Source organism: Curtanaerobium respiraculi (genome assembly GCF_024609215.1).
Taxonomy (GTDB): Bacteria; Actinomycetota; Coriobacteriia; order Coriobacteriales; family Eggerthellaceae; genus Curtanaerobium; species Curtanaerobium respiraculi.
Genome location: NZ_JANIPD030000023.1, coordinates 16,069 through 39,162, shown reverse-complemented (window position 1 = coordinate 39,162; position 23,094 = coordinate 16,069). Strand labels below are relative to the sequence as shown.

21 protein-coding genes are annotated in these 23,094 nt (G+C 64.1%); 3 read left to right on the top strand and 18 right to left on the bottom strand.

The genetic code is table 11. The features are described 5' to 3' along the window. Positions 1-2 precede the first annotated feature (2 nt). From NOV21_RS06650 to NOV21_RS06615, 8 genes are all read right to left on the bottom strand, one after another. The gene (locus NOV21_RS06650) at positions 3-1,679 is read right to left on the bottom strand and encodes a phospho-sugar mutase (RefSeq protein WP_283170465.1); all 1,677 of its coding nucleotides are present in this window, start codon (positions 1,677-1,679) and stop codon (positions 3-5) included. Between the two features lie 57 nt (positions 1,680-1,736). After that, the gene (galE, locus tag NOV21_RS06645) at positions 1,737-2,759 is read right to left on the bottom strand and encodes a UDP-glucose 4-epimerase GalE (protein WP_283170466.1); all 1,023 of its coding nucleotides are present in this window, start codon (positions 2,757-2,759) and stop codon (positions 1,737-1,739) included. A gap of 179 nt (positions 2,760-2,938) precedes the next feature. Beyond that, complete coding sequence (locus NOV21_RS06640; protein ID WP_283170467.1) at positions 2,939-4,165, bottom strand: nitrogenase component 1; 1,227 nt, start codon at positions 4,163-4,165, stop codon at positions 2,939-2,941. After that, complete coding sequence (locus tag NOV21_RS06635) at positions 4,162-5,457, bottom strand: nitrogenase component 1 (RefSeq protein WP_283170468.1); 1,296 nt, start codon at positions 5,455-5,457, stop codon at positions 4,162-4,164. Before NOV21_RS06635 ends, NOV21_RS06640 begins: the two co-directional genes overlap by 4 nt. Continuing rightward, entirely contained in the window at positions 5,454-6,215 is a 762-nt protein-coding gene (locus NOV21_RS06630; protein ID WP_283170469.1) for a nucleotide-binding protein, read from the bottom strand. The genes NOV21_RS06635 and NOV21_RS06630 overlap by 4 nt, the downstream gene beginning before the upstream one ends. A gap of 65 nt (positions 6,216-6,280) precedes the next feature. Beyond that, positions 6,281-7,060 (bottom strand): ABC transporter ATP-binding protein, encoded by a 780-nt coding sequence (locus NOV21_RS06625; protein WP_283170470.1) that lies wholly within the window; start codon positions 7,058-7,060, stop codon positions 6,281-6,283. After that, entirely contained in the window at positions 7,057-8,037 is a 981-nt protein-coding gene (locus tag NOV21_RS06620) for a FecCD family ABC transporter permease (protein WP_283170502.1), read from the bottom strand. Before NOV21_RS06620 ends, NOV21_RS06625 begins: the two co-directional genes overlap by 4 nt. Before the next feature lie 153 nt (positions 8,038-8,190). Beyond that, the gene (locus NOV21_RS06615) at positions 8,191-9,282 is read right to left on the bottom strand and encodes an ABC transporter substrate-binding protein (RefSeq protein WP_283170471.1); all 1,092 of its coding nucleotides are present in this window, start codon (positions 9,280-9,282) and stop codon (positions 8,191-8,193) included. A gap of 265 nt (positions 9,283-9,547) precedes the next feature. Here NOV21_RS06615 and NOV21_RS06610 point away from each other — a divergent pair, with 265 nt between their 5' ends. Genes NOV21_RS06610 through NOV21_RS06600 form a run of 3 tightly spaced genes read left to right on the top strand, consistent with a single transcriptional unit; the run spans position 9,548 to position 12,686 of the window. Next, the gene (locus tag NOV21_RS06610) at positions 9,548-10,582 is read left to right on the top strand and encodes a coiled-coil domain-containing protein (RefSeq protein ID WP_283170472.1); all 1,035 of its coding nucleotides are present in this window, start codon (positions 9,548-9,550) and stop codon (positions 10,580-10,582) included. 5 nt (positions 10,583-10,587) lie between these two features. Further along, a complete protein-coding gene (locus NOV21_RS06605) occupies positions 10,588-11,745 on the top strand; it encodes an Mbeg1-like protein (protein ID WP_283170473.1) in 1,158 nt (385 codons plus the stop codon). A gap of 2 nt (positions 11,746-11,747) precedes the next feature. Continuing rightward, entirely contained in the window at positions 11,748-12,686 is a 939-nt protein-coding gene (locus NOV21_RS06600) for a prenyltransferase (protein WP_283170474.1), read from the top strand. Here the strand turns inward: NOV21_RS06600 and gluQRS are convergent. From gluQRS to NOV21_RS06550, 10 genes are all read right to left on the bottom strand, one after another. Beyond that, complete coding sequence (gene gluQRS, locus NOV21_RS06595) at positions 12,683-13,660, bottom strand: tRNA glutamyl-Q(34) synthetase GluQRS (RefSeq protein WP_283170475.1); 978 nt, start codon at positions 13,658-13,660, stop codon at positions 12,683-12,685. The genes NOV21_RS06600 and gluQRS overlap by 4 nt on opposite strands. After that, complete coding sequence (locus NOV21_RS06590) at positions 13,650-14,255, bottom strand: indolepyruvate oxidoreductase subunit beta (RefSeq protein ID WP_283170476.1); 606 nt, start codon at positions 14,253-14,255, stop codon at positions 13,650-13,652. Before NOV21_RS06590 ends, gluQRS begins: the two co-directional genes overlap by 11 nt. Next, complete coding sequence (locus tag NOV21_RS06585) at positions 14,252-16,003, bottom strand: thiamine pyrophosphate-dependent enzyme (protein WP_283170477.1); 1,752 nt, start codon at positions 16,001-16,003, stop codon at positions 14,252-14,254. The genes NOV21_RS06590 and NOV21_RS06585 overlap by 4 nt, the downstream gene beginning before the upstream one ends. A 54-nt stretch (positions 16,004-16,057) precedes the next feature. Then, on the bottom strand, positions 16,058-16,495 hold the full coding sequence (locus tag NOV21_RS06580; protein WP_283170478.1) for an FHA domain-containing protein: 438 nt from the start codon (positions 16,493-16,495) through the stop codon (positions 16,058-16,060). A gap of 81 nt (positions 16,496-16,576) precedes the next feature. Continuing rightward, the gene (locus NOV21_RS06575) at positions 16,577-17,932 is read right to left on the bottom strand and encodes a D-alanyl-D-alanine carboxypeptidase family protein (protein WP_283170479.1); all 1,356 of its coding nucleotides are present in this window, start codon (positions 17,930-17,932) and stop codon (positions 16,577-16,579) included. 9 nt (positions 17,933-17,941) lie between these two features. After that, positions 17,942-20,362 carry a VanW family protein gene (locus NOV21_RS06570; protein ID WP_283170480.1) on the bottom strand — a complete coding sequence of 807 codons (2,421 nt, stop codon included), beginning with the start codon at positions 20,360-20,362 and terminating at the stop codon, positions 17,942-17,944. Position 20,363: 1 nt separating this feature from the next. Beyond that, a complete protein-coding gene (locus NOV21_RS06565; RefSeq protein WP_283170481.1) occupies positions 20,364-21,017 on the bottom strand; it encodes a CDP-alcohol phosphatidyltransferase family protein in 654 nt (217 codons plus the stop codon). Between the two features lie 90 nt (positions 21,018-21,107). Continuing rightward, positions 21,108-21,539, bottom strand: a complete 432-nt coding sequence (locus tag NOV21_RS06560) for a 4Fe-4S dicluster domain-containing protein (protein WP_283170482.1) — start codon at positions 21,537-21,539, stop codon at positions 21,108-21,110. A gap of 6 nt (positions 21,540-21,545) precedes the next feature. Further along, positions 21,546-22,634, bottom strand: a complete 1,089-nt coding sequence (locus tag NOV21_RS06555) for a hydrogenase large subunit (RefSeq protein ID WP_283170483.1) — start codon at positions 22,632-22,634, stop codon at positions 21,546-21,548. Position 22,635: 1 nt separating this feature from the next. Next, on the bottom strand, positions 22,636-23,094 hold the full coding sequence (locus NOV21_RS06550) for an NADH-quinone oxidoreductase subunit C (RefSeq protein ID WP_283170484.1): 459 nt from the start codon (positions 23,092-23,094) through the stop codon (positions 22,636-22,638).

Below are 23,094 nucleotides of genomic sequence, written 5' to 3'. Positions count from 1 at the left end.
CCTTATGAGAGCACTTCGCGCGCGGCGGTTTCGAGGTCCGCGACCACCGCATCCGCGGCTTCCTCCGTGGCCCCCCTGCCGAAGAGGTACGCTTTGATCTTCGGCTCGGTTCCGCTCGGACGGAATATGACCTTGTTGCTGTCGGGCAAGCGGAATTCGATGACGTCGGCGGAGGGCAGCCCGTTGTAGCCGGGGGCGTAATCGATGGATTCGAGCACGGGGCGCCCCGCGATCTCGCGAAGCGGCTCGTCGCGCAAGGACTGCATGATCGAGGCCATCTTGGCGGAGCCCTGCGCCCCGGGGAACGCGAGCGTCACCGTCTTGTTGCGATAGTATCCGTATTCCTCGTAGAGGGCGCGGATCGCATCGGCGAGATTCATGCCGTGCAGCTTGCAATGTTGCGCCATCTGGCAGATGAGCAGGCTCGCGCTGATGGAATCCTTGTCCCGCACGTGGGTGGCGCCCAAGTACCCGTAGCTCTCCTCGAAGCCGAGCAGGTAGCGCTCGGGATGCCCCGCGTCGACGAGCTCGCTGATGACGCCGCCTATGTATTTGAACCCGGTGAGCGTGCGCCGGATGGCGACCCCGTACCGCTCGGCGATGGCGTCGATCATCATGGTCGAGACGATCGTGCTGACCGCGACGGGGTCGGCCGGCATGTCGCCGCGCTTCTCGTGCATCTTGCAGATGTAGTCGAGCATGAGGATTCCCACCTCGTTGCCCGTGAGCAGCGTGTAGTCGTCCCCGTCCTTGACGGCGATGCCGCAGCGGTCGGCATCGGGATCGGTCGCCAGCAACAGGTCGGGATGGACGCGCTCGCAGCACTCGATCCCCTTCTGCATGGCCTCGCGGATCTCGGGGTTGGGGTACGGGCAGGTGGGGAAATCGCCGTCCGGATCCCTCTGCTCGGGAACGATGGTCACGTCCGTGACGCCGATGCGCTCGAACATGCGCGTGTTCAACTCGAGCCCGGAACCGTTGAGGGGCGTGTACACGAGCCTCAACGACACGTCCGCGGCATCGGGGTCGGCCATGCTGGCGGCGAGCTCCGCATCGAGGAAGCGGTCGAGCACGCCATCGTCGATCCAATCGATCGTCCCGGCTTCGACGAAGGCGTCGAAATCGCCCGTCTTGACATCGGCGAAGGCGTCGACATCATCGATCGCCGCGGAGATATCATCCGCGGCCTCGCTTGCGATCTGGCAGCCGTCTGCCCCGTAGACCTTGTAGCCGTTGTACTCGGCGGGGTTGTGGCTCGCCGTCATGACGATGCCCGCCGTGGTGCCCAGGTCGCGTACCGCGAAGGACAGCGCGGGCACGGGCTCGATGCGGGGGAACAGGTGGCATTTCACCCCGTTGGCGGCGAGGATTGCCGCGGTCACCCGCACGAAGAGCTCGCCCTTGTTGCGGCTGTCGCGTGCGATCGCCACCGTCGGCTCCGCGAAATGGGCCGTCAGGTAGTCCGCGAGCCCCTGGGTTGCCTTCCCCACCGTGTAGACGTTCATGCGGTTCGTGCCCGCGCCGAGCACGCCGCGCAGCCCCGCCGTGCCGAAGGCGAGCTCCTGGAAGAACGCATCCTCGATCGCCCGGTCGTCCCCTTCCATGGCATGCAGCTCGTCGATGATCTCCGGATCCTCGGCCGACGCGAGCCAGCGTTGGAATTCTTGCTTGATGTCCATCGGTCCCCTTTTCCCCGAGGGAGCGCCGGGCGTATCCGCCGCCCGGCTCCTCGGCCGTCAGTTATCGTATCCGTTCGGATTGCCCTTCTGCCACCTCCAGCTGTCGCGGCACATGTCGCGCAGGTCGAATTCCGCCTTCCAGCCTAGGTCGCGCGCGGCTTTGCCGGCGCTGGCGTAGCATTGCGCGATGTCGCCCGCGCGCCGGGGCTTGATCTCGTAGGGCACTTCGACGCCCGTCGCCTCCGTGAACGCGCGCACCACGTCGAGCACGCTGTAGCCGACCCCGGTGCCCAGGTTCCAGATGTGCACGCCCGGCTTCCCGTCGGTCGCCTGCAGCGTCTTCACGTGGCCTCGCGCGAGATCGACGACGTGGATGTAGTCGCGCACGCCGGTGCCGTCGGGGGTGTCGTAATCGTCGCCGAACACGCCCAGCCGCGGCAGCTTGCCCAGGGCCACCTGCGTGATGTAGGGCATGAGGTTGTTGGGGATGCCGTTGGGGTCCTCGCCCATCAGACCGCTCTCGTGCGCGCCGATGGGATTGAAGTAGCGCAGCAGGGAAACGTTCCACTCGGGATCCGCCACGTTGAGGTCGGTGAGGATCTGCTCGAGCATCTTCTTCGTCTGGCCGTAGGGGTTGGTGGGGTTGCCCAGGGGGCATTCCTCGGTGATGGGCACGAAGGCCGGGTCGCCGTACACGGTGGCGGAGCTGCTGAACACGATGGATTTCACGCCGTGGCGACGCATGACGTCCACCAGCACCAGGGTGCCCTCGATGTTGTTCTGGTAGTACTCCCAGGGCTTCTGCACGCTCTCGCCCACCGCTTTGAGCCCGGCGAAATGGATGACGGCCGAGATGTCCGGCTCCGCTTCGAAGATGCTCTCCAGCGCGTCGCGGTCGAGCATGTCCGCCCGGTAGAAACGGGGCTTGACGCCGGTGATCCGCTGCACGCGGTTGAGGGACTCCTCCTTCGAATTGCTCAGGTTGTCGAACACGACGACATCGTAGCCGGCTTTGATCAACTCGACGCAGGTATGGCTTCCGATGAAGCCCGTTCCGCCGCTGACGAGGATGGTTTGCATACGGTCTCCTTTGCGATGGTGGGAAAGCGAATCCATTGTACCCCAAGCCCATCACATCGGACGGCGGCTAGAAGAACTCCCCTCGTCGCATGGCGGCCCAGGCGGCCAGCAGGGCGACGGCGGAGCACGCGACCAAGAACCAGAGGTCGTGGCTCTCGCCCGGCGCCTTGCTCGGCGTATCAGGTGATGGGGTTGCGCGCATCCTTCCAGTGGAGCTTTCCGGAGATCGCCGGATGGACCTTTGGGATAAGCGTGCAGCCGTCGAGCGTATCTGCCAAAAACCCGTAGAGCGGGTCGGCGACCACCGTCTGGGGGCCGAATGCCTTGGCCTCGTCAATTAGGTCCTGCTCGCCCTTGAAGTGGAAATCCCCGGGAGCCGCGAGCTCCTTCCGCCATCCGAAGGGACTCGCCACGGCGATTCGCGCCTCGGGGTGTCGCGCCGCGTAGTCTGCTCGCGCGCTTTGCGCCATCACCTGGTCCCCGATGACCAAAACGCGCTCGTTCGCGCCTACGGGCATGGCTGCGCTCTCTCCATCGGGTGGATACGGACCGCCGTCATGCCCTTGCAGCTTGCGTCCTGTGGAGGGGTGCAGCGGTGCGAACCCGCTGGGTTGCTCGCCGCAGGCGACGGAGCGAATCGCATCCGCAAGGGCGGCGACGATGTCACCGCCAACCGGTCCGTAAGGGCACCCAATCGCGTAGGGCGTACCGTACCGCCGCTCCAGCATGCGGGCTATCCCCACACCCGATGCCGTGAGCGCCAGGTTCGCATGCGCATCGGCGATATGGGATATCCGATCCGTACCGCCCGCTCCCGGCAGGCAGACGTTCACGCGGATGCCGTGCAAGGCCAGGGCATCGGTCGTGCGTTCAAGCATCCCCACGTCTCCGAAATCCAACGGCGTCGCCCCCAAGAGGTTCACGATCACTTCCCGTGAAGCCACGGCGGGAGCTTCGGGTCCGAAGCGGTCCACGAGGGCGCGCGGCACCGCCTCGATCCCCCAGTCGTAGAATCGGAACCCCGTCGTGTCGAACCCGAGGGCGGGGATGCCCAGCGCACTCTCGATTTCACAGGCCACACCGCGAGCGTCCATGCCCACAATGGCGGGAACCGGCGTGGCGATCAGCGCGATGAATGCGGGACGCACGTTCAGGGATCCGACCATGGCGACACACCGCTCTACGATTCCGGCGTCGCAGCCCAAAACCGCATCCACCGTTCGGAGCGTGGTGGAGAACACTGGTTCCTGCTGCTCGGCCCACCGGGGCTCATCGTAGAAGATGTACTGGTCCGTGCAGCATCCCGCATCGCACAGAATCGTCATGCTCCCCATGCCGTGCAACGCGGAGGCAACACCCGAGTAGTCGCTGGCGAAGGGCGGAAGGTAATGCAGGAGCCCGTTCATAGCGCTGCCTCCTTCCCCTCCATGCGGGCGCGCTGCCCACGCATCAGGCGCATGAGCTCGCAGATGCCGTGGTAGCCGGTGAAGCCCTCATCGTGCCACATATCGATGTAATAGGGCGTACCCAGTATGCATGCCGCGCTCCTCCCTATCGCCAGAACATCTTTCCGGCGGCGGATGTCCCGCCCGCCTACCATGGCGTCCACGTGGAGACGAGCATCGTCAACGCGAGCTATCGAAAGGTCTGGGTATCGCGCTGCCAACACTTCCCTATCGTCCGCGTCTGTGTCGAAAAGGTGCTTGGAGCGGAAGAGCCATCTCACGTTGAAACCGTAATCCAGAAGAGCCCGGGCGAGCGAATGGGGAACCAAGGATCCCTCGCAGTCCACGGCAAGGGGCACGTCGCCCAGAACCTCGACCGTCTGTTTCACGGCGGAGCGCGCGCGGCGATCCCACTCCGATAAATCGGGTTCAGGCTTCCCGAGAAGCTGAGCCATGCGCTTGTAGTCTGCTCCCACCTGGTCGCAATCGTAGCAAGCCGGGAAGGACATGAAGGGGATGCCCAACCGGTCTCGCATGTCCTCGGCTGCGGTGCGCCCCAGGGCGCGCGCAACCAAGGCAAGCGAGCTTTTCCCCATATCCTGATACTCGCCGAACGTGCTGCAAGCATGCAGATAGCGCACGGGACCCGCCTCCATCTGCTCCAGCACGCGGAAGAATTCGCTCCGCGGGTTGAAGGGGACGAAGGCCCCCAGCACGTTCACACCGCCATCGTGCTCGTCGGGCGGGACGGGGTCCACGAACGAGTACAGGTTGAAATGGTCGACCTCGCCCATGGAGACCTTCTCGTTCAATGCCACCGGGTGGATGTGCTCCACGGCGAACCGGGTATCCGGATAGGCGGCAGCCAAGGCGCCTGCAAGGGATTCGTCATCTGTGCCCAGGAAATCATCGATGCAGAAGAGGTCGATAAATATGATGCGCGGTCTGCGGCGCAGGGTTTCCAGGAGCTCGCCCGCCGCCTCCACGATCAGGTCCTCGTAGTTCCCGGAGATGACGTCGGCCTGCGTGATGCACAGGCAGGATATATTCTCGATGTTCCCGTACTGCCTCGCTGCCAGGGAATGGCGTCGCATGCAGGAGGACGGTCCCGTGAACAGGGTATGGCTTTCCGGGATATGCAACAGGGTGCGCTTGCGCGGTGCCTCGGGGATGCGGTAGGACAGCGTGCTTTCCAGGCCGCTCCGCCCGTCCGGCTTGCTTCCTGGGGAGCATGCGAAGCACGTTCCCCTCATGCCGGGACCCCGCAGGCCTCGAGCATGCGTTCGGCAAGCGTGCGATATCGTCCGGCTATCGCGCTCTGCGGGAATGACTGCATGACGGTCTGCCCCCTGTCCTCGGACGCCTGCACCTCGGGAGCGCGGGGGATCGAGCCCACAACGGATGTGCCTTCCTCGCAGGCGAGCTCCTCCACCAGCTCGCGCTCGCGGGCGACATTCCTCTCGTTGAGAACCAGCCCTCCCAGCTCGGCGTACCCACGGGTCTTGAAATTCTTCAACGCGAGCATGATGTTGGCAGCCGCATAGAGCGCCATCTTCTCTCCGGAAGTCACGACAAACACCTCGTCCGCGTAGTCCTTCCTCAATGGCATGGCGAATCCGCCGCAGACGACATCCCCCAGCACATCGTAGAGGATCACGTCCGGATGGCCGATCTCGTAGGCGTCCAGTTCCGCGAGCTTCTCGAATGCCGTGATGATGCCCCGTCCGGCGCATCCGATACCCGGGGTTGGCCCTCCAGCCTCCACGCACATCACGCCCGCGTAGCCGGTTGCCATGATATCATCGAGTTCCATCGAGTCCGGATCCTCCCTCATGCGATCGAGCACCGTGGGGATGGATGCCCCGCCCGTTAGGAACCTCGTGGAATCGGCCTTGGGGTCGCAGCCAATCTGCATGATCCTCAGCCCGCGTTCGGCGAGCGCCACTGCAATGTTGGATGCGGTGGTCGACTTGCCGATACCGCCCTTCCCGTATATGGCTATCTTCACCATTGGCTTCCCTCTTTCTCGTAATGAATGCGAAATGCTGCGGCGCCGCCGAATAACAGCAGCCTCCGTCAATCCGGAGTGACCGCCAGGACGGCGTCCCGTTCGACAGATTCCACATAGGCGAGCTTCAGATCCGTGCGGTACAGGTCGCACAGCGCCCGCTCCTCCATGAGTTCTTGGACCGATCCCACGGTCAATGTGCCGGCCGTGTCCAATATGGCGACCCGCCCGCGCAGCATGATTGCCTGGTTCGGGTCGTGCGTGGTCATGATGACGGCGTAACCCATCTTGGAAAGATGCCGCACCAGGCGAACGATCTTGATCTGGTTCCCGAAATCCAGATGCGCCGTCGGCTCGTCGAGGAGGATGGCCTTCGGCTGCTGGGCAAGCGCACGGGCTATGGCGGCCTGCTGGCGCTGCCCGCCGGAGATGTCGGTGCACGGGCGATCGACAAGGCCATCCAAGTCCATGGCGCGCACCGCCGCCTCCACCGCCTCCCTATCTCGTCTCCTCGGCTTGCCGTACACGCTTAGATGCGGAGCGCGCCCCATCGCCACGAAGTCCCCTACCGAGAACGCGAATACCGGCGCTTGGTGCTGCTGCACGTAGGCAACGCTGCGGGCGAGCTCCTTCGGCGAGAGCGATCCCAGGTCCTTTCCACCCACCTCTATACGTCCCCCATCCAACTCGTGCAATCCCATCAAGCCGTTGAGCAACGTCGATTTTCCTGCTCCGTTTGGTCCCAGGATGGTGAGGATATCGCCTGCATCAAGCTCGAAACTCGCCTCCCTCACCACCGGGGGCATCCTCGGATAGGCAAGCGTGATGCCATGGACGGAGTAGATCATCGAGCGTCCATCCTCGTCTTCTGCTTGTATAGGAGGAAGACGTAGAAGGGAGCGCCTATCAGGCCCGTGATGACGCTGATGGGAAGCTCCGTGGTGGTGATGGTGCGAGCACAGGTATCCACGATCACCAGGAAGATGGCTCCCAGGCAGGCCGACGAGGGCAAAAGCACCCGGTTGTTCGGTCCCACGAACCCGCGTGCGAAATGCGGGACCACCAAGCCGACCCATCCGATAGTCCCCGAGATGCAGACCGATCCCGCTGTGAGGAGCGTGGCGCAGAGGATCGCGAGCCTCCTGATGGGCCGCACGTTCACCCCCAATATGCGTGCTTCCCTCTCGCCGAGGCTCATCAGGTCGATCTGCCACGCGAGCACGAACAGTCCCGCGAATCCCACGGCCAGAGCGGGAAGGATGCTCAGGAGGTCCCCCGGCGTGATGTAGGCGAAGCTGCCCATCTGCCAGTACGTGATGGTTGCCAACTCCGATTCGGGATCGGCAACGTACTTGATAAATCCCATGACGGATCCCATGAGCCCGCCCACGATGATGCCGGACAGCACCAGCATTATGTTGGTGTCGTTCTTCAGAAGTCGCGGGATCAGCAGCGTGAGCGCCACCGTGGCAACCCCCATGGCGAATGCAAATCCCTGGATGCCCGCGGCGCCCAGTCCCAGAAGGATCGCCAGCGCGGCACCGACGCAGGACCCGGACGATACGCCTAGAAGGTCGGGCGACACCAGAGGGTTTTGGAACACACCTTGGAAGCATGCGCCCGCCATGGAGAGGGAGGCGCCCACCAGGGCGGCCGCGAGGATCCGGGGCATGCGCAGGTACCAGACGACTTCCTCGCTCACGCGGGACCAATCTCGTTCGATGCCGGGTACGATCGACGAGAGCAGGATCGATACGCATTGCCCCGGGTCTATCCTGTATTGTCCAACGCAAAGCCCGGCCAGGCATACCAGCCCGAGCAACACGCCTAAAAAAGCGAACCATGCCGGCGCGTTCTTAACGCGCCGGCTCGATCGGATATCGAAAGAGTCCAATGAATCCCCTTGGCGAGGCCGGATGCCGAAAGCGTGCCGGCTCCCAGCATCTTCCTCATGCTTTTGCCTGCTGGATGCGGGCGTTTAGTAGTTCAGCTGCTCGCGAGTGAAGCTCACGTTGTAGACGGTCTGATAGAAGTCGTCGACAGCTGCCTCGAATTCGGCATCTCCCAGTTTGTCCGGGAACATGATGTGGGTCATCCACAGGGTTCCCAGCGCGCTTTCCAGTGAGGGGTACTCCCAGGAATCGATATCGCTTGGGACCACGTACACATTGCCGTTCTGGACGGCCTTGATGTTCTGCCATGCGGGATCTTCCAAAAGGGACTGCGCATCGTAGTCGCGGGCTGTGGAGTTCATGATGAAGATGTAATCGGGATTCCATTCGAAGATCTGCTCCGTGCCCACGGTGGGCCAGGTCTCCTTGCTCTCGATATCCTTTGCCAGGTTGTTGCCGCCTGCCTTTTCTATCATGATGGACTGGAGCATGGACCCGTTCGCGACCTTCCCGATGGTGTTCCCCATGAGGATGGCGGTAGGACGCTGGTTATCGGGAATGCCCTTCGTGAGATCGGCGCCCTTGCCCATTAGGTTCTCATAGTAGTCGCACAGCATGTCCGCACGGTCCTCGACGCCCAGGGCCTTGCCCAAGAGCTCGGTGGTGGCAACCACCTCGTCCGGGGTTTCCATCTGGATGCCCAGGCCCGCGATCCCAAGTTTGTCGAGAGCATCGTACATCTCGTCCGCATGCGCCTTATGGATGAATATATCGGGTTCCAATTGCGCGATGGTCTCCGCGTTCATCTGATCTTTTCCGAAAGGAACGCCATCTGCCATGTTGGGTGCCACGGCGAGTTCGAACGCGCCCTTGCTCTGGTTGACTACCTTATCGCCCAGGCCGAGGGCCAGGACGTATTTCAGCCCATACACGGTGAGGATGGATTCGGGTTGCTCTTGTATGGTGACGGAACGCCCGCCCGCATCCGTGATCGTTGTGGGGAAAGCGTCGTTCTGGGCGGCGGTTTCGTTCGCTCTCCCGCCGCTAGACCGATTCGTCTCCGCCTGCGAAGAGCACCCTGCCGCGACCGCGCAGCCCAGAATCAGGGCACAGGCGAACACGAACGGAATCGCCGCCCTGCGTATCCTCGCCCCTTCCCGTAGTTTTCCAAATCTCATGGTTCCTCCTTACGATTGGTTCCGCATACAGGGCTCTGGGCCGTATGAGACGGATCCTGCTACCCCTGCGAGATAATATTCGCATATGGCAATAATCCTAACACCAGTTTATTCTCAAGTGGGGTATTTATTTCCGTTTTCCGGTCATCCGAAGCCGCGCAGGGGATCCTTCCCGACCCTGCCGGAACATGGAGGCGGTTGCGGGCCTGCGTGGATGTCTTGGCAAAAGTTGCCCTTGCGGCCCCGCTCCGGTAAACTAGTCGTCATGTTTTCTGAGGAATCAACGGAAATCCGAATACGGGCGCGCGGTTTCGCGCTCGGTTTCGCGCTCGCGGCATGCGCCTTGGCGTGGGTTGCCGCTTCCCCCTGCCCCGCTTCCGCCCTGTCTGTCGAGGAGGCGCAGGCGAGCCTCGACGATGCCGAGGCGAAGATGCAATCGGCCGTCGACGCCTACGACGCCGCCAACGCGGAATACGAGCGCATGCAGATGCAGATAGACTCGACCGCGCAGCAGGCGGCCCAAGCGCAGGAGCTGGTCGTCCAGGGCCGCGAGAGCCTGGCCCGCACGGCGGCGGCGAGGTACCGCTCGGGCGACTTCTCGCTCCTTCTGGCCATGATCGTCGAATCTGACTCCGTCGAGGACCTCGTCCAATCGCTCGATTACTGCCAATACCTCATGCAATTCTATTCCGACCAGGTGGAAGATCAAAAGCGCCGGTCGGAGGAGTTCCGGGCCCTCCTCGCCGAGCTCGATGCGCAGCGCGACGCGCAGCAGCAGAAGCTGCGCGAGTTGCAGGCCGCCCAGGCGGAGGCCCAGGCGATCGTCGATCAGGCGAGCGCCGCCCTGTCCGATGCGCAGGCGGAAGAGGCCGCCCGCCTTGCCGCACTCGAGGCGCTGAACGCTTCGATCGGCAGCTCGATGCAGGGTGTCGTGACCGTCGAGGATATCGAGGCCGGCGAGGCGAACGCGACGGGCTGGTATACCGGCATCGCCTCCGCCTACGGGGGTTCCACCGATCCGAGCACCCCCAATCCGGGCACCACGGCGACGGGCGCCCTGTGCACCGACGGCACCATGGGCGTGGCCGTTCCCATGAGCTGGCCGAATTATCGCAGCTTCTTCGGAAAGCTGGTCGAGATCCGCTATGGCGGGCAGACGGTGATCGCAGTGGTCAACGACTGCGGCAGCATGGGAGGCGGCTTGCGCTCGCTCGATTTGCAGCCCGGGGTATTCGGCGCGTTCGGGTATTCGTCGTGCGACCACTGGGGCCTGCGCACCGTCAGCTATCGATTCCTGTAGCTGCCATGCAGGGCACGTTGATCGAATACCTCGAACGCCAGACCGCGTCGTTTGACGACGCCCCCTTCTCCGGCGTGGACAGCCTCGTCCTCTCGACGATATCCTATTTCCATTTCGAAGAGGGAATGCTTGGCGCGGGGCAAAGCGAACGGCTCGTCCCCCTCGCGCAGGCGATCTGCGGCATCCCCTACCCCGCCCTCATCGGATCGGGCTGGCTTAAGAATTACGACGGACGGGGGTTCCTCGCCGCCCTGCTCCAATCGCCGCGCTTCATGTCCCTGCAGGTCTCATACTACATCGACGAGTTCTCCGATGCGATGGAGAAGCAGTTCGAGGCGATCACCTTCTTCTTCCCCGACGGTTGCGCGTACGCCGCGTTCCGGGGAACCGACAACTCCCTTGCCGGTTGGAAGGAGGATTTCAACCTGTCGTTCATGGAGGGCACGCCAGGGCAGGTGGCGGCGCGCGCCTATGTCGAACGGCTCGCGCGGCTCACCATCCCCATGATCTACGTCGGCGGGCACAGCAAGGGTGGGAACCTTGCCGAATACGCGGCGATCACCTGCAACCCGCAGGCGTATAAGAAGGTCGCGCGCGTGTACAACCACGACGGCCCCAGCTTCTGCACCGACGTCGCGCCGCGCATGGGCACCATCGACTACCGCAACCGGCTGCACAAGACGGTTCCGGAGAGCAGCATCTTCGGCATGCTCATGGAAAGGCGCGCGGACTATCGCGTGGTCAAGGCTCGCGGGGCGCTGATGGATCAGCATGCGCCGCTGAACTGGACGATCGAAGGCGACGATTTCGTCGATGCGCACGAGCTGTCGTCCAACGCCGTCGTCATCGGGGGCACGCTCACCAAGTGGGCGTACAGCTATCCACCCGAGAAGCGCGAGTATTTCGTCGACAACGTGTTCGACGTGCTCCGATCGGCGGGAATCCACTCGTGGAGCGAAGTGAACGAGGACACCTTCTCGTACGTGAAGACGATCTTCGAGGAGGCTGCGAAGACCGATGCCACCACCCGGCAGGCCATGTTCGGCATGCTCGGCGATGCCTTCGGCATATTGCGCAACAATGCATGGGGGAAGGCGCGCGAGAAGCTTCCCGGGCCGCCGCGCCTGCCCGGAAAAGCGGAGCAGAGGGAAGAAGCTGAATGAGCATGGCACGACAATCGAGCGATTACGGGCGATTGACTCCGAAGATGATGGTGGAGCTCGCCGCCCCGCATACCTGGCCCGCCTCCATCTTCCCCGTCCTCACAGCGGTGGCGCTCGCCTTTGCGACCGACGCGGCGGCGATGGCGGGCGCCCTCAGCGGGTTGACCGTGTGCATCCTGCTTGCCATCAGCGTGCTGTTCCAGAGCGCGGTGAACACGATCAACGACTACTTCGACTACGTCAAGGGCACGGACACGGCGGAGAACCAGGACGATCCGACGGATGCCGTGCTGGTGTACAACAACGTGGATCCGCGGCACGCGCTCGCCTACGCGATCATCCTCATCGCCTGCGCGTTCTCCCTGGGAATCTACTGCATCGTCCTGGCGGGATGGATCCCGCTCGCAATCGCCTGCGTGGGTGTCCTCATCGTGTTCCTGTACTCGGGAGGGCGGACGCCCATCTCATATCTCCCCATCGGCGAGCTGGTGAGCGGCATCACCATGGGCGGGTTGATCACGCTGGCAAGCTATCAGGTGCTCACGCTGCGGTTCGACCCCCTCGTGCTCGTGTGGTCGCTCCCGTTGATTTTGGGGATCGGGCTGATCATGATGACCAACAACGGGTGCGACATCGAAAAGGATATCGAGGCGAATCGCCGGACCCTGCCGGTGCTGCTCGGCCATGAGCGCACGGTGGCCGCCTACCATGGCGCGGTCTACGCATGGGTGCTCTCCATCTGCGCCATCGTGCTGCTGTTCTTCACCAAGGGGTGGGTGGTGCTGCCCTTCATGCTGCTCGCGGTCCATCCGCTCGGGCGCGCGTTGCTTGCCAACCCGCTCGTCCCCCGCACGCGCGGGGCCGCGTTCGGCCAGTGCACGAGCCTTAACGTGGCGCTCGGGGCGTTTTACGCTGCGGCGATCTTCTGCGCGGCGATCTAATCCCGCTCGTGCGCCGCGCCGTTCCAGGGGATTTGGATCTTGCCGGCGAGCGCGTCGAGGCGGGCGCACGAGACGAGCTCTTCCGCGCTGGTCGGAGCGTCATCGGATATCAGCCCCGCACGGTAGGCGATATGCCCGAGGATGCCTTCCGCGGTCTTATACCGGCCCAGAAGCTCCTCCATGCCCGCATCCCGGTCGCGCTTCGAGAGGCGGCGGTCCCGCTTCGCAACGAGCAGGGGCACGTGCGCGTAGGCGGGCGTGACGAGTCCCAGGCAGCGTTGCAGGAAGATCTGCTGGGGCGTGCTGGGAAGCAGGTCGACCCCGCGCACAACCGAGGTGACCCCCTGGGCGGCGTCGTCCACCACCACGGCGAGCTGGTAGGCGAACGCCCCGTCGTTGCGCTTGATGATGAAGTCGCCGCAATCGCGGTCGAGCCACTGCCCGTAGGCGCCTTGGAGCCCGTCGACGAGGCCTATGCGCACCGGAGGAACTTCGAGGCGCCAGGCGGGCCTCCGCCCGCCTTCGATTCGCAATCTGCGCTGCTCAGCTGTCAGAGCGCGGCAGGTGCCGGGGTAGACGGCCTTCTCCCCCCGATGCGGCGCGCTGGCGGCGTGGATGTCCGCGCGCGTGCAGAAGCACTCGTAGACGCGGTGCCCGGCCCGGATGCGCCGGAAGGCGTCCTCGTATGCCTCGCGCCGCTTGCTTTGGTAAACTGCCTCGCCTTCCCATTCCAGCCCGAGAAGCTCGTAATCGCGGAAGATGGCATCGATGTAGGCCTGCTTGCTCCGGTCGGGATCGAGGTCCTCGATGCGCATGGCCATGTGCCCTCCGCTCCGCCGGGCGACTATGAAGGCGACCAGCGAAGCGAAGATGTTCCCCGCGTGGATCCTCCCCGTGGGCGAAGGCGCGTACCGGCCGACGAGCGCCTCCTGGCTCGATGGCCGGACGCTGCCGCCCGGATCGCTATTCGGCATGTTGAACGGCTTCCATCCCCAGACGGAAGGCCTCGATGTTCATGTCGATGGTTTTCGGGGGGACACGCAGCCTGATCTGGCCCTCCCAGCTCTCTTGGGCGAAGGGCATCCCCGCGGCCAACGCGCCCAAAAGGACGACGTTCGCGCACTTTACGCTGCCGGCCTGGCACGCGAGCCTGCGGGCTGGAACCAACGTGGCTCCAACGTCCAGCAGGCGCTCGCGCGCATGCTTCGGCATGTTGTCCTTCCCCGTGAGAACGGGCAGCGGTTTGATGCTCGCGTCGTTCACCAGGAGCAAGCCACCGCGTTTCAGATAGGGTAGGTTGCGCAGGGCCTCGGTGGTCTCGAACGAGAGCAGGTAATCGGCGCTCCCCGCGCCGCAGACCATGCTGTTCACCGTCTTGCCCAGGCGGACGACGGTCGTCACGGAGCCTCCGCGCTGGGACATCCCGTGGATCTCGGACAGCTTGACGGAAAGCCCGTTGGCGATGGCCGTCTTCGCCAGAAGGTCGGCTGCGAGGATGGTCCCCTGCCCGCCGACGCCGGCCAGCAATACCGTGGTCGAACCATCGCTGTAGACGTTCGCATCGCTCATCGAAGCGCCCCTTCCCCTTGCGTGATGCACCCGAAGGCGCAGTAGGCGGCGCACTGGCCGCAGCCGACGCACTGCTCGCCATCGATGCTCGCCGTGCCGTCCTCGTTACGGGCGATGGCGGGGCATCCGAGCTGCGTGCACGCGCCGCATGCACGGCAGCTATCGTTGACCGCATAGGGTGCCTGGCGGATGAATTCCTTCTTCAAGAGCGCGCAGGGAGCGCGGAAGACGATGACGGAAAGCTCGTCGGTCCTTCCGGTCGCTTCCCTGATGGCGGCGCGGACAGCCGTCATATCGTTGGGGTCGACCGTCTGGATGTCGTCGATCCCCAGAGCGCGCACCATGCCCTCGAGCCCGAGCTCGCGACTGGGTCGGCCCTGAAGCGTGATCCCGTTGAACGGGTTGCCCTGGTGGCCGGTCATGCCGGTCGTGCGGTTGTCGAGGATGCAGATGGTGCCCGCCCCGCGGTTGTAGGCGGTGTTCAGGAGGCTCGAATAGCCGGAATGCGCGAACGTGCTGTCGCCGATGACGGCGATGACGGGCCGATGCTCCTGCGCCGCCAAGGCGAGCTCGAATCCATGCGCCATCGATACGCTCCCACCCATGCACAGGCAGGTGTCCATGGCGGACAGGGGCGGCAGCGCCCCGAGCGTGTAGCAGCCGATGTCGCCGGTGACGATGCACTTCGCCCGGGCGAGCTCCTTGAACACCAGGCGGTGCGGGCATCCCGCGCACAGTGCGGGCGGACGGGCGGGGATGTCGTCGACTGGGTCGAGGGCCTCGGGCAGTCCCAATCCGAAAGATGCGGCGATGCGCGCCGGGGAAAGCTCGCCTGCGCGCGGAAGCGGAGCCGCGGGCGGCTCGGATACCACGACACCCGTCGCCTTGACCTGGGTCGACAGGTAGGTCGACGCTTCCTCGACCACGTAGAGCAGATCGACCTTCCGCGCGAAATCGCGGATGAGATCGGATGGCAGGGGCCAGGTGATGCCGAGCTTCAGAACGCTCGCCTCGGGCAGCGCATCGCGGACGTACTGGTAGCATGCGCCCGCGGTTATGACGCCCATGCGCGCATCCCTCATCTCCGCCGCGTTGTAATCGCAGAACTCGGCCCATGCGGCGAGCGCATCCTGCCTGCGGTCCAGATCGGCACGCCGTCCCCTGGCGTAGGCGGGCAGCGTGACCCATTTGGCCGCGTCCTTCTCGTAGGGCTTGATGGGACGGGTTTCCCGCTCCCCCACCTCGACTGGCGATTTCGCATGGCTGATGCGGACCGTGCTGCGGATGAGGAAGGGGATGTCGAATTTCTCGGAGAGGTCGAAGGCGGCCTTCGTGAACGCACGCGCCTCGGCGGAGTCGGAGGGTTCGAAGACGGGCACGCGCGCAGCCTGCGCGTAGAACCGCGAATCCTGCTCGTCCTGGCTGCTGTGCATGCCGGGGTCGTCTGCCGCGAGGATGACGAATCCGCCGCCCACGCCCGTGTGGGCGCCCGCGAACAGGGGATCGGCGCCGACGTTGACGCCGACGTGCTTCATGGTCGCCAGCACGCGGGCGCCGCCGGCGCTGGCGCCGAACCCGACTTCGATGGCGACTTTCTCGTTGTTGCACCATTCCGCATAGACGTCCGCCTTCGCCGCGAACGCCTCCATCGTCTCGGTGGAGGGGGTGCCGGGGTAGCCGACGCCGATGTGGGCGCCCGCCTCCCATGCTCCTTGGGCAATGGCCTCATTGCCGCTCAATAGCTCCATGGAATTCCTTCTCTCTTGCGCAGGCGCTGGGAAACGGCGCCCGCCCGTCGTCTGCTAACGCTGGTATGCGAGGATGAAGGCGCCTATCTGCACCAGGTCGCCGTCTTTCATGACCGCTTGCGCGATGTTCTCGTTGTTGATCCATACGCCGTTGAAGCTATCGGCATCGCGGATGGCGTATTCCGTTCCCACCGGTTGGACGACCGCATGCTCTCGGGAAACCGTCATGTCGTTGAGGAAGATGTCGCACTGGGGCGACCGGCCGACGCTCATCTCGCGGTTCTCGAGCGAATAGACGGTGTTGATCTGGGCCGGCCCGCGCACGACGGTGAGCGTGCCGGGCGTGCGCTTGTCGGCCGCAGCCGCGGTCTCGTCCTCGGCGAGATCGATCGGCTTGAACTCCTCGGTGGCGCCGGCGAGCTTGAAGCCGCATGCGGGGCATACGGTGTCGGTCGGCTGCAAGGGCCCGTTGCAAACAGGGCATTTATCCATACTTCATCCTCACCTCTGCAAGATTTCGAACAATCTTACTCTAACAATCTGAAATCGGCCCCAAGGGGCGGGACAAACCCGTTACGCGGCTTTGTCGTAGATGAGCGGCGTGTCGTTCGCCAGGTAGCTTTCGCCCGGAGCGGCTCCGCCGAAGAGCCGCTGCCACCATATGCCGATGCCCTCCAGCGGATTCGGCGCGGGCTTGTCCTCCGCCGCGACGAGCGTCGCCGTGGCGACCACCCTGTTTCGCTGGTAGAACGTGAGCTCCCCCAGATCGTCGCCCTGCTTGACACCGCCCTCGGGCTCCTTGAAGCTGGCCTGCTCGCTGACGTTGCCGCCCAGGTCGAACACCGTGATCGCCTCGTCGGGGTTCGCAAGCGTGGCGGCCACGGAGGAGTCGGGCCAGGCGGTGCAGCTGACGTAGGCGACGACCGGTTTGCCGTTCTGGTTCGTGGAGGCATGGGCGAGCGGATAGGAGATGCGGTGCGCAAACGTCCATTCCCAGAGGTTCTTGCAGTCGGTGAATCGCTGCGAGGCGGCGGCGCAGCCCAACGACACCGCGATGATCCGCTCGCCGTCGCGCTCGCACGATCCGGCGAAGCAGTAGCCGGCGCTGTCGGTGAACCCGGTCTTCACGCCTTGGGCGCCATCGACCGCGCCCAGCAGCTCGTCGGTGCTCATCAGCTCGAGCTTCGCCTCCCCGCCGTCACGATTGACCGTGCAGGTTCCCCCGTCGACGCTGGTGATGGAGCGGATGGCATCGACGTTCATGGCATATGCCGACATGGTTGCCACATCGCGCGCGCTGGAGTGCATCTGCTCGTTGCCGAAGGCATCGGTATCCAGCCCGTGCGGGTTGCTGAACACCGTGCCGGTCATGCCGATCTTCGAGGCCTGCTCGTTCATGGCCTCGACGAAGCGGTCCAAACAGGCCGCGGCATCCGAGGGATCCCGTCCCTCGGACTGCAGCAGGCTCCCCCCGACGGATTCGGCGATGGCGATGGCCGCGTCGTTGCCCGACGGCCAGAGCAGCGCCTTCAGCGCCTCCCCGAGCGTCATCGTGTCACCCTTCCTGAGCGACGCGGTCGATTCGCCGACGCCCGCCGCGTTCGCGCTGACGGTGACCGTGGCGTCGAGGGGGGCGTTCTCGCAGGCGACGATCGCCGTCATGACCTTGGTGATGCTGGCGATATGGCATTCGTCATCGGCGTTTCGCTCGAAATACACCGTGCCGTCCGAGCCGAGAACGATGGCTCGCTCGGCGGAGACGTCGGGGCATTGGGACGATGCCAGCCCCCGCTGCTCGACCGTGCTGCCGTACACCGTGTCGCTCTTCCGCACGTTGGCGTAGCCCGCCTGCGGAAGGGCAAGCGCCAGCGCGCATGCGAGGGCGGCCGCGAGCGCGATCCATGTGGCGTATCCGGTTCGTGCGTGCATGGGGCCTCCTTAGGCGCCTACTTTGATGATCCTGTTCTGCGCGACGTAGTTCGAGGTGAACGTGTCCTCGCCGCGAACGGTTCTGGCGGCGTCCTTCACCGTCCTGGTGACGGTGATGTGGCGGCCTTTGGTGCCGTTCTGCGCAAGGACCTGCACGCCGGTGGCGAGGGAATCGTCCGTCTCGTACACCGTCTTGAAGTCCTCGCCTTCCTCCCAATCGCCCGTCTGGTATTCGACCTTGTAATCCGGGTCGATGCCGTAGAGCGTGCAGGTGACCGTGGTGTCATCGTAGTCCATGCGCACGAGCACGTCGCTCGGCGTGTCGTTCGTCCATTTCAAATCGGGCGACGTCCACGAAATCGCGGCGTCGCGGCCGGCGGGGTACGCCGAGATGTAGATGGAATGGTTGTGCCGCTCCTTGACGGGGTAGCCGGCCAAAAAGACGGCGTTGAACACCGTGGTGGCCACCTGGCAGATCCCGCCGCCGATCTCGTCGGTATGCTGGCCGCCGACGACCGATCCCGCCGCCATGAACCCCTTCTCGGCATTGCATTCGCCTGCGATGTCGTTGAAGCTCCACACGCCGCCGTCTGCCGGGACGATGGAGTTGTTCAGCAAGTCCGCGGCCAGGTGGATGTTGGTGTTGCGAGCCTCGCGGTTAGCCGTGTACTCGGTGGTGAACGACTGTATCACCGTGACCACGCCGTACGAGACAGCATCGTCGAAGGTCATGGTGCTGGGAGCCTCTGTCATGGACACCTCGACCGTGGGGGCTTCGGAGAAATCGGCGGCCTTCCCCGTATTGCGGTACGAATCGAAGAGCTGGCGGTCCAAGTTCGACGCCGCCTCCGACGATTGGGGCATGAGGCCTATGTTCGCCGGCCGCACCATGATGGTCCCATCATCCGCTTTGTAGAACCCCACCGATGCGTTGGGAGCCTCCTCCGTGGTGGAGGTCACGAACTTGAGCACGGTCTTCTTGACCCCCTCCTCGTCGAGATAGGGGTCGAGGCGGTACGAGCCGTTCCCGATCGGCGCCACCGTCGTGCCGACAAGGGACCCGAGGTCCTCCCCGCTGATGGAAAGCGTTTGCCCGTTGCATGAAAGGACCGCTCCGTGCGCGAGCGCCGCGTTCACCGCGTCGGCGGTGGCTTGCGCGGCCTTTCGGTCGATGCGGACGGGGGTGTACTGCACCACCGCGGTGAAGCCGCGCGGGTCGTCGCTCTCCTGCAGGAGCATACGGGAGATCTGGTCGGTGAGCCACACGCGGTCCACCATGTTCCCGTCGTGGCCCTCGGTCACCTGCGCGGCGCCTCCATCGATGGATATGCCGAACTCCTGGGAGGCCTCTCCCAGCGTCGCGTCGATCTGCAAGGCGAGGTTGTTGACCGCTTCGCCGTTCAGCTCGACCCCGACGTCGAGGTTCCGTCCTCCGAAGTTCAGGAAAAGCCTGTCGAGCACGCCTCCGCGTCCTTGATCGTAGGCGGAGCGCGCCAGCCCGTAGTAGTCGATGGTCGCCTGCAGGGAGTCGGACGTGGCATCCCATACGACCGTGTTGGAGCTGTTTTCCGCCACGGAGGCCTGGTCGGTCGTGCCCGTGTTCTTCGCCTGCGCGAGGCGGTAGTCGTCGCTTGCGTAGATGTGCACGGCATCCTTGCCCAGGAGCGGCTCGTATTTGGATGACACGGCGGTGACGGCCTCTTCTTGCGTCATCCCCGAAACGTCGACGCCGCTCACGCTGACGCCGGGCATGATCTTGTCGGCGCTGTTGATGCCGTCGATGCCATAGGCGATGTTGGCGCATAGGACGATGAGGATGCCGGCGGCCACGCCGATCGTCGCGCGGGGGGCGTGGCGGTAGCAGGCTTCGAAGAACCCCTTGACGTAATCGAGGATTCGCTGCGGGAAGCTGGTGCCTTTGCGATTGCTGTACGTGGTTCCGATAGGCGTGTAGCGCGGGCTAGGCCCGATGGTCTGGGGAGTGCCGATCCCCTTCCCGTATGTTCGGACCTGCGCGTTGGCTCCGATTGCGCTACGGTGGGAGTTGCGCCCGGCACGCGTACGCCTATCGGGAGCGGATGGCTGGCTTCCCCGCGCATCGATGCGCACGCGGCCGCCGGCGACGCGTTCCTTCCGCATGGGCGCGGTGGCGACCGGAAGCGGGCTCTTCGCCGATTGCCTCCGCCTCGGCGCGGTCGCCGGCTCTTCGCCGGGACGCGCTCTCATGCGCTTCGGGACGGCGAGGCGTTTGGGATTGCCCGCTGTCCCACGCTCGGCGTTGGACGTGCGGGACCGTTCCCGTCTCGACGATGCGGAGGACAGATGGGGCGAAGCGTTCGCTGCCGCCCTCTTCGCGGCGTCCTTGTCGGCTTTCTTCACGGTCGGACGTGCACGGCGTGCCCCATTGTTCGCAGATGAAGATGGAGGCATGCTACCGCCTTTCCGACCCGTTGCGCGCGTCATCGAGCCGCGCGAGCGCCGTTCGGATGTAGTATCCGGTCGTGTAGACGCACAGCACGAGGCCGGCGTATATGAACCAAATGCCCCATGAATAGATTTCGCCGTTAAAGCCGGGAAGCCAGGAGAGGTCGGTCAACCCGAGGCCGACAAGGGGCGGGAAGTTGAGCAGCAGGGCTGCGAACCCGATGAAAAACAACGTGGTGCACACCTTGCCGGGGTATATCACGTCGATGCGGATGCCCCATCGCTTGAGAAGGTAGGAGTATCCCGCGATCATGCCGATGTCGCGGATGAGGACGAGGAGTATGATCCACAGGGGGATCCTCCCGACGATGAACACGCCGATGACGCCGAAGATCATGAGCAGCCGGTCCACGCAGGGGTCCAGCATGCGCCCGAGGACGCTCACCGTGTTCGTTCGACGGGCGATCTGCCCATCGAACCAGTCGGTGCCCGCCGCAAGGGCGAACAGCACGCAAGCGGCGACGTTGTTGCCGCCGACAAGCTCGACGAAGAAAGCGGGGATCATGCAAAGCCTCGCGAACGTGATCGCGTTGGACACGGTGAAGACGCGTGTCAGCGGATCATCCGGCGTTCCGGCGTGCTGTTCGATCTGGCGCGCCACGCATTCCCCTTCTCTCGCATGCGAATAAGCAAAGGCCGGGAGCGGTTGCCCGCTACCCGACCTGCAATTGTAGCAAATGCCGAATTTGAACTACGCGTTGGCCTCTTTTTCGGCCTTCGCTTTCATAGCCGCTTCAACTTTCGCCTTCTTGGCTGCTTCCTTGGCCGCCTTCTCCTCTTCGGATTCCTCCGGCTTGTCAAGCGTCTCTATGTTGATATGGCGCGCCGGCTTCTGGTATTCGGGCCTCATCGTCAGGCACTTCTTCGGGCATGCGCGCGTGCAGCTTTTGCACTGCACGCAGCGGAAACGGTTGATCGACCATGTCTTCGCCGCCCTATCGACCGTAATCGCATTCGCCGGGCAGGTGCGTTCGCACATGCCGCACAGGATGCATTGCTCCATATCGTTTTCGATGTGGCCCTTCAGGCCTTCGGGCATGGGCTTAGTTTCAAAAGGATACCGTACAGTCTCCGGCTTGCCGAACAGGGAGCGGAGCGTCATCTTTCCCAGCTTGGTTCCCATGTGCGCCTACCTTTCCGTGCAGCTGATGCAGGGGTCGATGGTCAGCACGATCATGTTGACGTCGGCTAAGTCGCAACCTGCCAGCGCCGTCGCCATTCCGGCGAGGTTGATGCTGGTGGGCGTGCGTATACGCATGCGCTCGAGGTATTTCGTCCCGTTTCCCTGCGCGTAGTAGTACACCTCGCCGCGAGGTTGCTCGAGCGCGCTGCACGCCATGGAGCCCTCGGCGGGAGCCCCGTTCACGGGAATGGAAACCGGTCCCTCGGGGATGCCCTTGATCATCTCCTCGATGATGTCGATCGACTGAAGCACCTCCAGGGCGCGGACCTTGACGCGCGCGTAGCAATCGCAGTTGTCATCGAGGATGGGCTGGAAGTCGGCAAGGTACTTATACCCGCCGTTGCCGAGCCTGCGCACGTCGTTGTTGACGTTGGACCCGCGGGCGAAGGGGCCCACCATGCCGTACTTCTTGGCGTCTTCGGTGCTCACCACGCCGATGCCGACGAGACGGTTGAGAACGCTCTTGTCCTTCAGGAACGAGTTGCAGATCTCGGTGTAATCGTGCCTGATGCCCTCGAGCGTGGAGACGAGGTGCGAGAGCGTGTCGGCATCCTGGTCCTTGACCATGCCGCCGACCAGGACGCTCGAGAAGATCACGCGGCCGCCGGTCATCATCTCGAAGCAGTCCAGGACGCGCTCGCGCAGGCGCCAGCAGTGCATGAACAAACTTTCGAAGCCGAATCCGTCGGCGGCGAGGCCCATCCACAGCACATGTGAATGGATGCGTGAGAGCTCGTGCAGTATGACGCGCAGGTATTCCGCGCGTTTAGGGATCTCGACCCCCAAAAGGTTCTCGACCGTCTCGGCGTAACCCATGCTGTGCCCGAAGGCGCAGATGCCGCAAATGCGCTCTGCGACGTAGATGAACTGATTGTAATCCCGCACCTGGGTGAGGCGCTCGAGGCCGCGGTGGATGAATCCGATTTGAGGGATCGCCTCGATGACCGTTTCATCCTCGACCACCAAATCGAGATGCAGCGGCTCGGGCAGAACGGGATGCTGCGGGCCGAAGGGGATGATCGTCTTCTGGGCCATGCTACTCCCCCTTCCCTTCCTGGGCGGCCTTCTTGGCCGCAGCGGCAGCCGCACGCTCGGCCTTGAGCTTGGCGGCCTTCGCCGCCTTTTCGCGGCGTTCCTTCAATTCCGGCGTGATCACGGTCATCGGCTCCTTCTCTGCCAGGTCGTAGAACCCGCCCTGGAAGTCGAGGACCATGCCCGTCATGTTGACGCCGAACAGGTCGTGCGCCTCGTTCTCGAACGGGAACAGGGCGAGATCCAGATCCTGCAGCGAGGAAACCGGCGTTCCCTTCTGGACGCCGCGGATGCGGTAGTTGTCGTAGACCCCGTCCTTCTCGAACGTGTAGACCAAATCGATGCCGGAGTCGGCGTTGACGCAATGCGTCTGCACCGCACGCCAGCCGGTATCATACTTCTCCTGTGCAAGATCGCGCAGGGCTGGAAGTTCGATGTCGGTGAACTTGCGCGTCAGTCCCAT

Coding starts and splice junctions, on each gene's coding strand:
- NOV21_RS06650 (WP_283170465.1), bottom strand. CDS start 1,679: ATGGACATCAAGCAAGAATTCCAACGCTGGCTCGCGTCGGCCGAGGAT.
- galE (WP_283170466.1), bottom strand. CDS start 2,759: ATGCAAACCATCCTCGTCAGCGGCGGAACGGGCTTCATCGGAAGCCAT.
- NOV21_RS06640 (WP_283170467.1), bottom strand. CDS start 4,165: ATGAACGGGCTCCTGCATTACCTTCCGCCCTTCGCCAGCGACTACTCG.
- NOV21_RS06635 (WP_283170468.1), bottom strand. CDS start 5,457: ATGAGGGGAACGTGCTTCGCATGCTCCCCAGGAAGCAAGCCGGACGGG.
- NOV21_RS06630 (WP_283170469.1), bottom strand. CDS start 6,215: ATGGTGAAGATAGCCATATACGGGAAGGGCGGTATCGGCAAGTCGACC.
- NOV21_RS06625 (WP_283170470.1), bottom strand. CDS start 7,060: ATGATCTACTCCGTCCATGGCATCACGCTTGCCTATCCGAGGATGCCC.
- NOV21_RS06615 (WP_283170471.1), bottom strand. CDS start 9,282: ATGAGATTTGGAAAACTACGGGAAGGGGCGAGGATACGCAGGGCGGCG.
- NOV21_RS06610 (WP_283170472.1), top strand. CDS start 9,548: ATGTTTTCTGAGGAATCAACGGAAATCCGAATACGGGCGCGCGGTTTC.
- NOV21_RS06605 (WP_283170473.1), top strand. CDS start 10,588: ATGCAGGGCACGTTGATCGAATACCTCGAACGCCAGACCGCGTCGTTT.
- NOV21_RS06600 (WP_283170474.1), top strand. CDS start 11,748: ATGGCACGACAATCGAGCGATTACGGGCGATTGACTCCGAAGATGATG.
- gluQRS (WP_283170475.1), bottom strand. CDS start 13,660: ATGCCGAATAGCGATCCGGGCGGCAGCGTCCGGCCATCGAGCCAGGAG.
- NOV21_RS06590 (WP_283170476.1), bottom strand. CDS start 14,255: ATGAGCGATGCGAACGTCTACAGCGATGGTTCGACCACGGTATTGCTG.
- NOV21_RS06585 (WP_283170477.1), bottom strand. CDS start 16,003: ATGGAGCTATTGAGCGGCAATGAGGCCATTGCCCAAGGAGCATGGGAG.
- NOV21_RS06580 (WP_283170478.1), bottom strand. CDS start 16,495: ATGGATAAATGCCCTGTTTGCAACGGGCCCTTGCAGCCGACCGACACC.
- NOV21_RS06575 (WP_283170479.1), bottom strand. CDS start 17,932: ATGCACGCACGAACCGGATACGCCACATGGATCGCGCTCGCGGCCGCC.
- NOV21_RS06570 (WP_283170480.1), bottom strand. CDS start 20,362: ATGCCTCCATCTTCATCTGCGAACAATGGGGCACGCCGTGCACGTCCG.
- NOV21_RS06560 (WP_283170482.1), bottom strand. CDS start 21,539: ATGGGAACCAAGCTGGGAAAGATGACGCTCCGCTCCCTGTTCGGCAAG.
- NOV21_RS06555 (WP_283170483.1), bottom strand. CDS start 22,634: ATGGCCCAGAAGACGATCATCCCCTTCGGCCCGCAGCATCCCGTTCTG.
- NOV21_RS06550 (WP_283170484.1), bottom strand. CDS start 23,094: ATGGGACTGACGCGCAAGTTCACCGACATCGAACTTCCAGCCCTGCGC.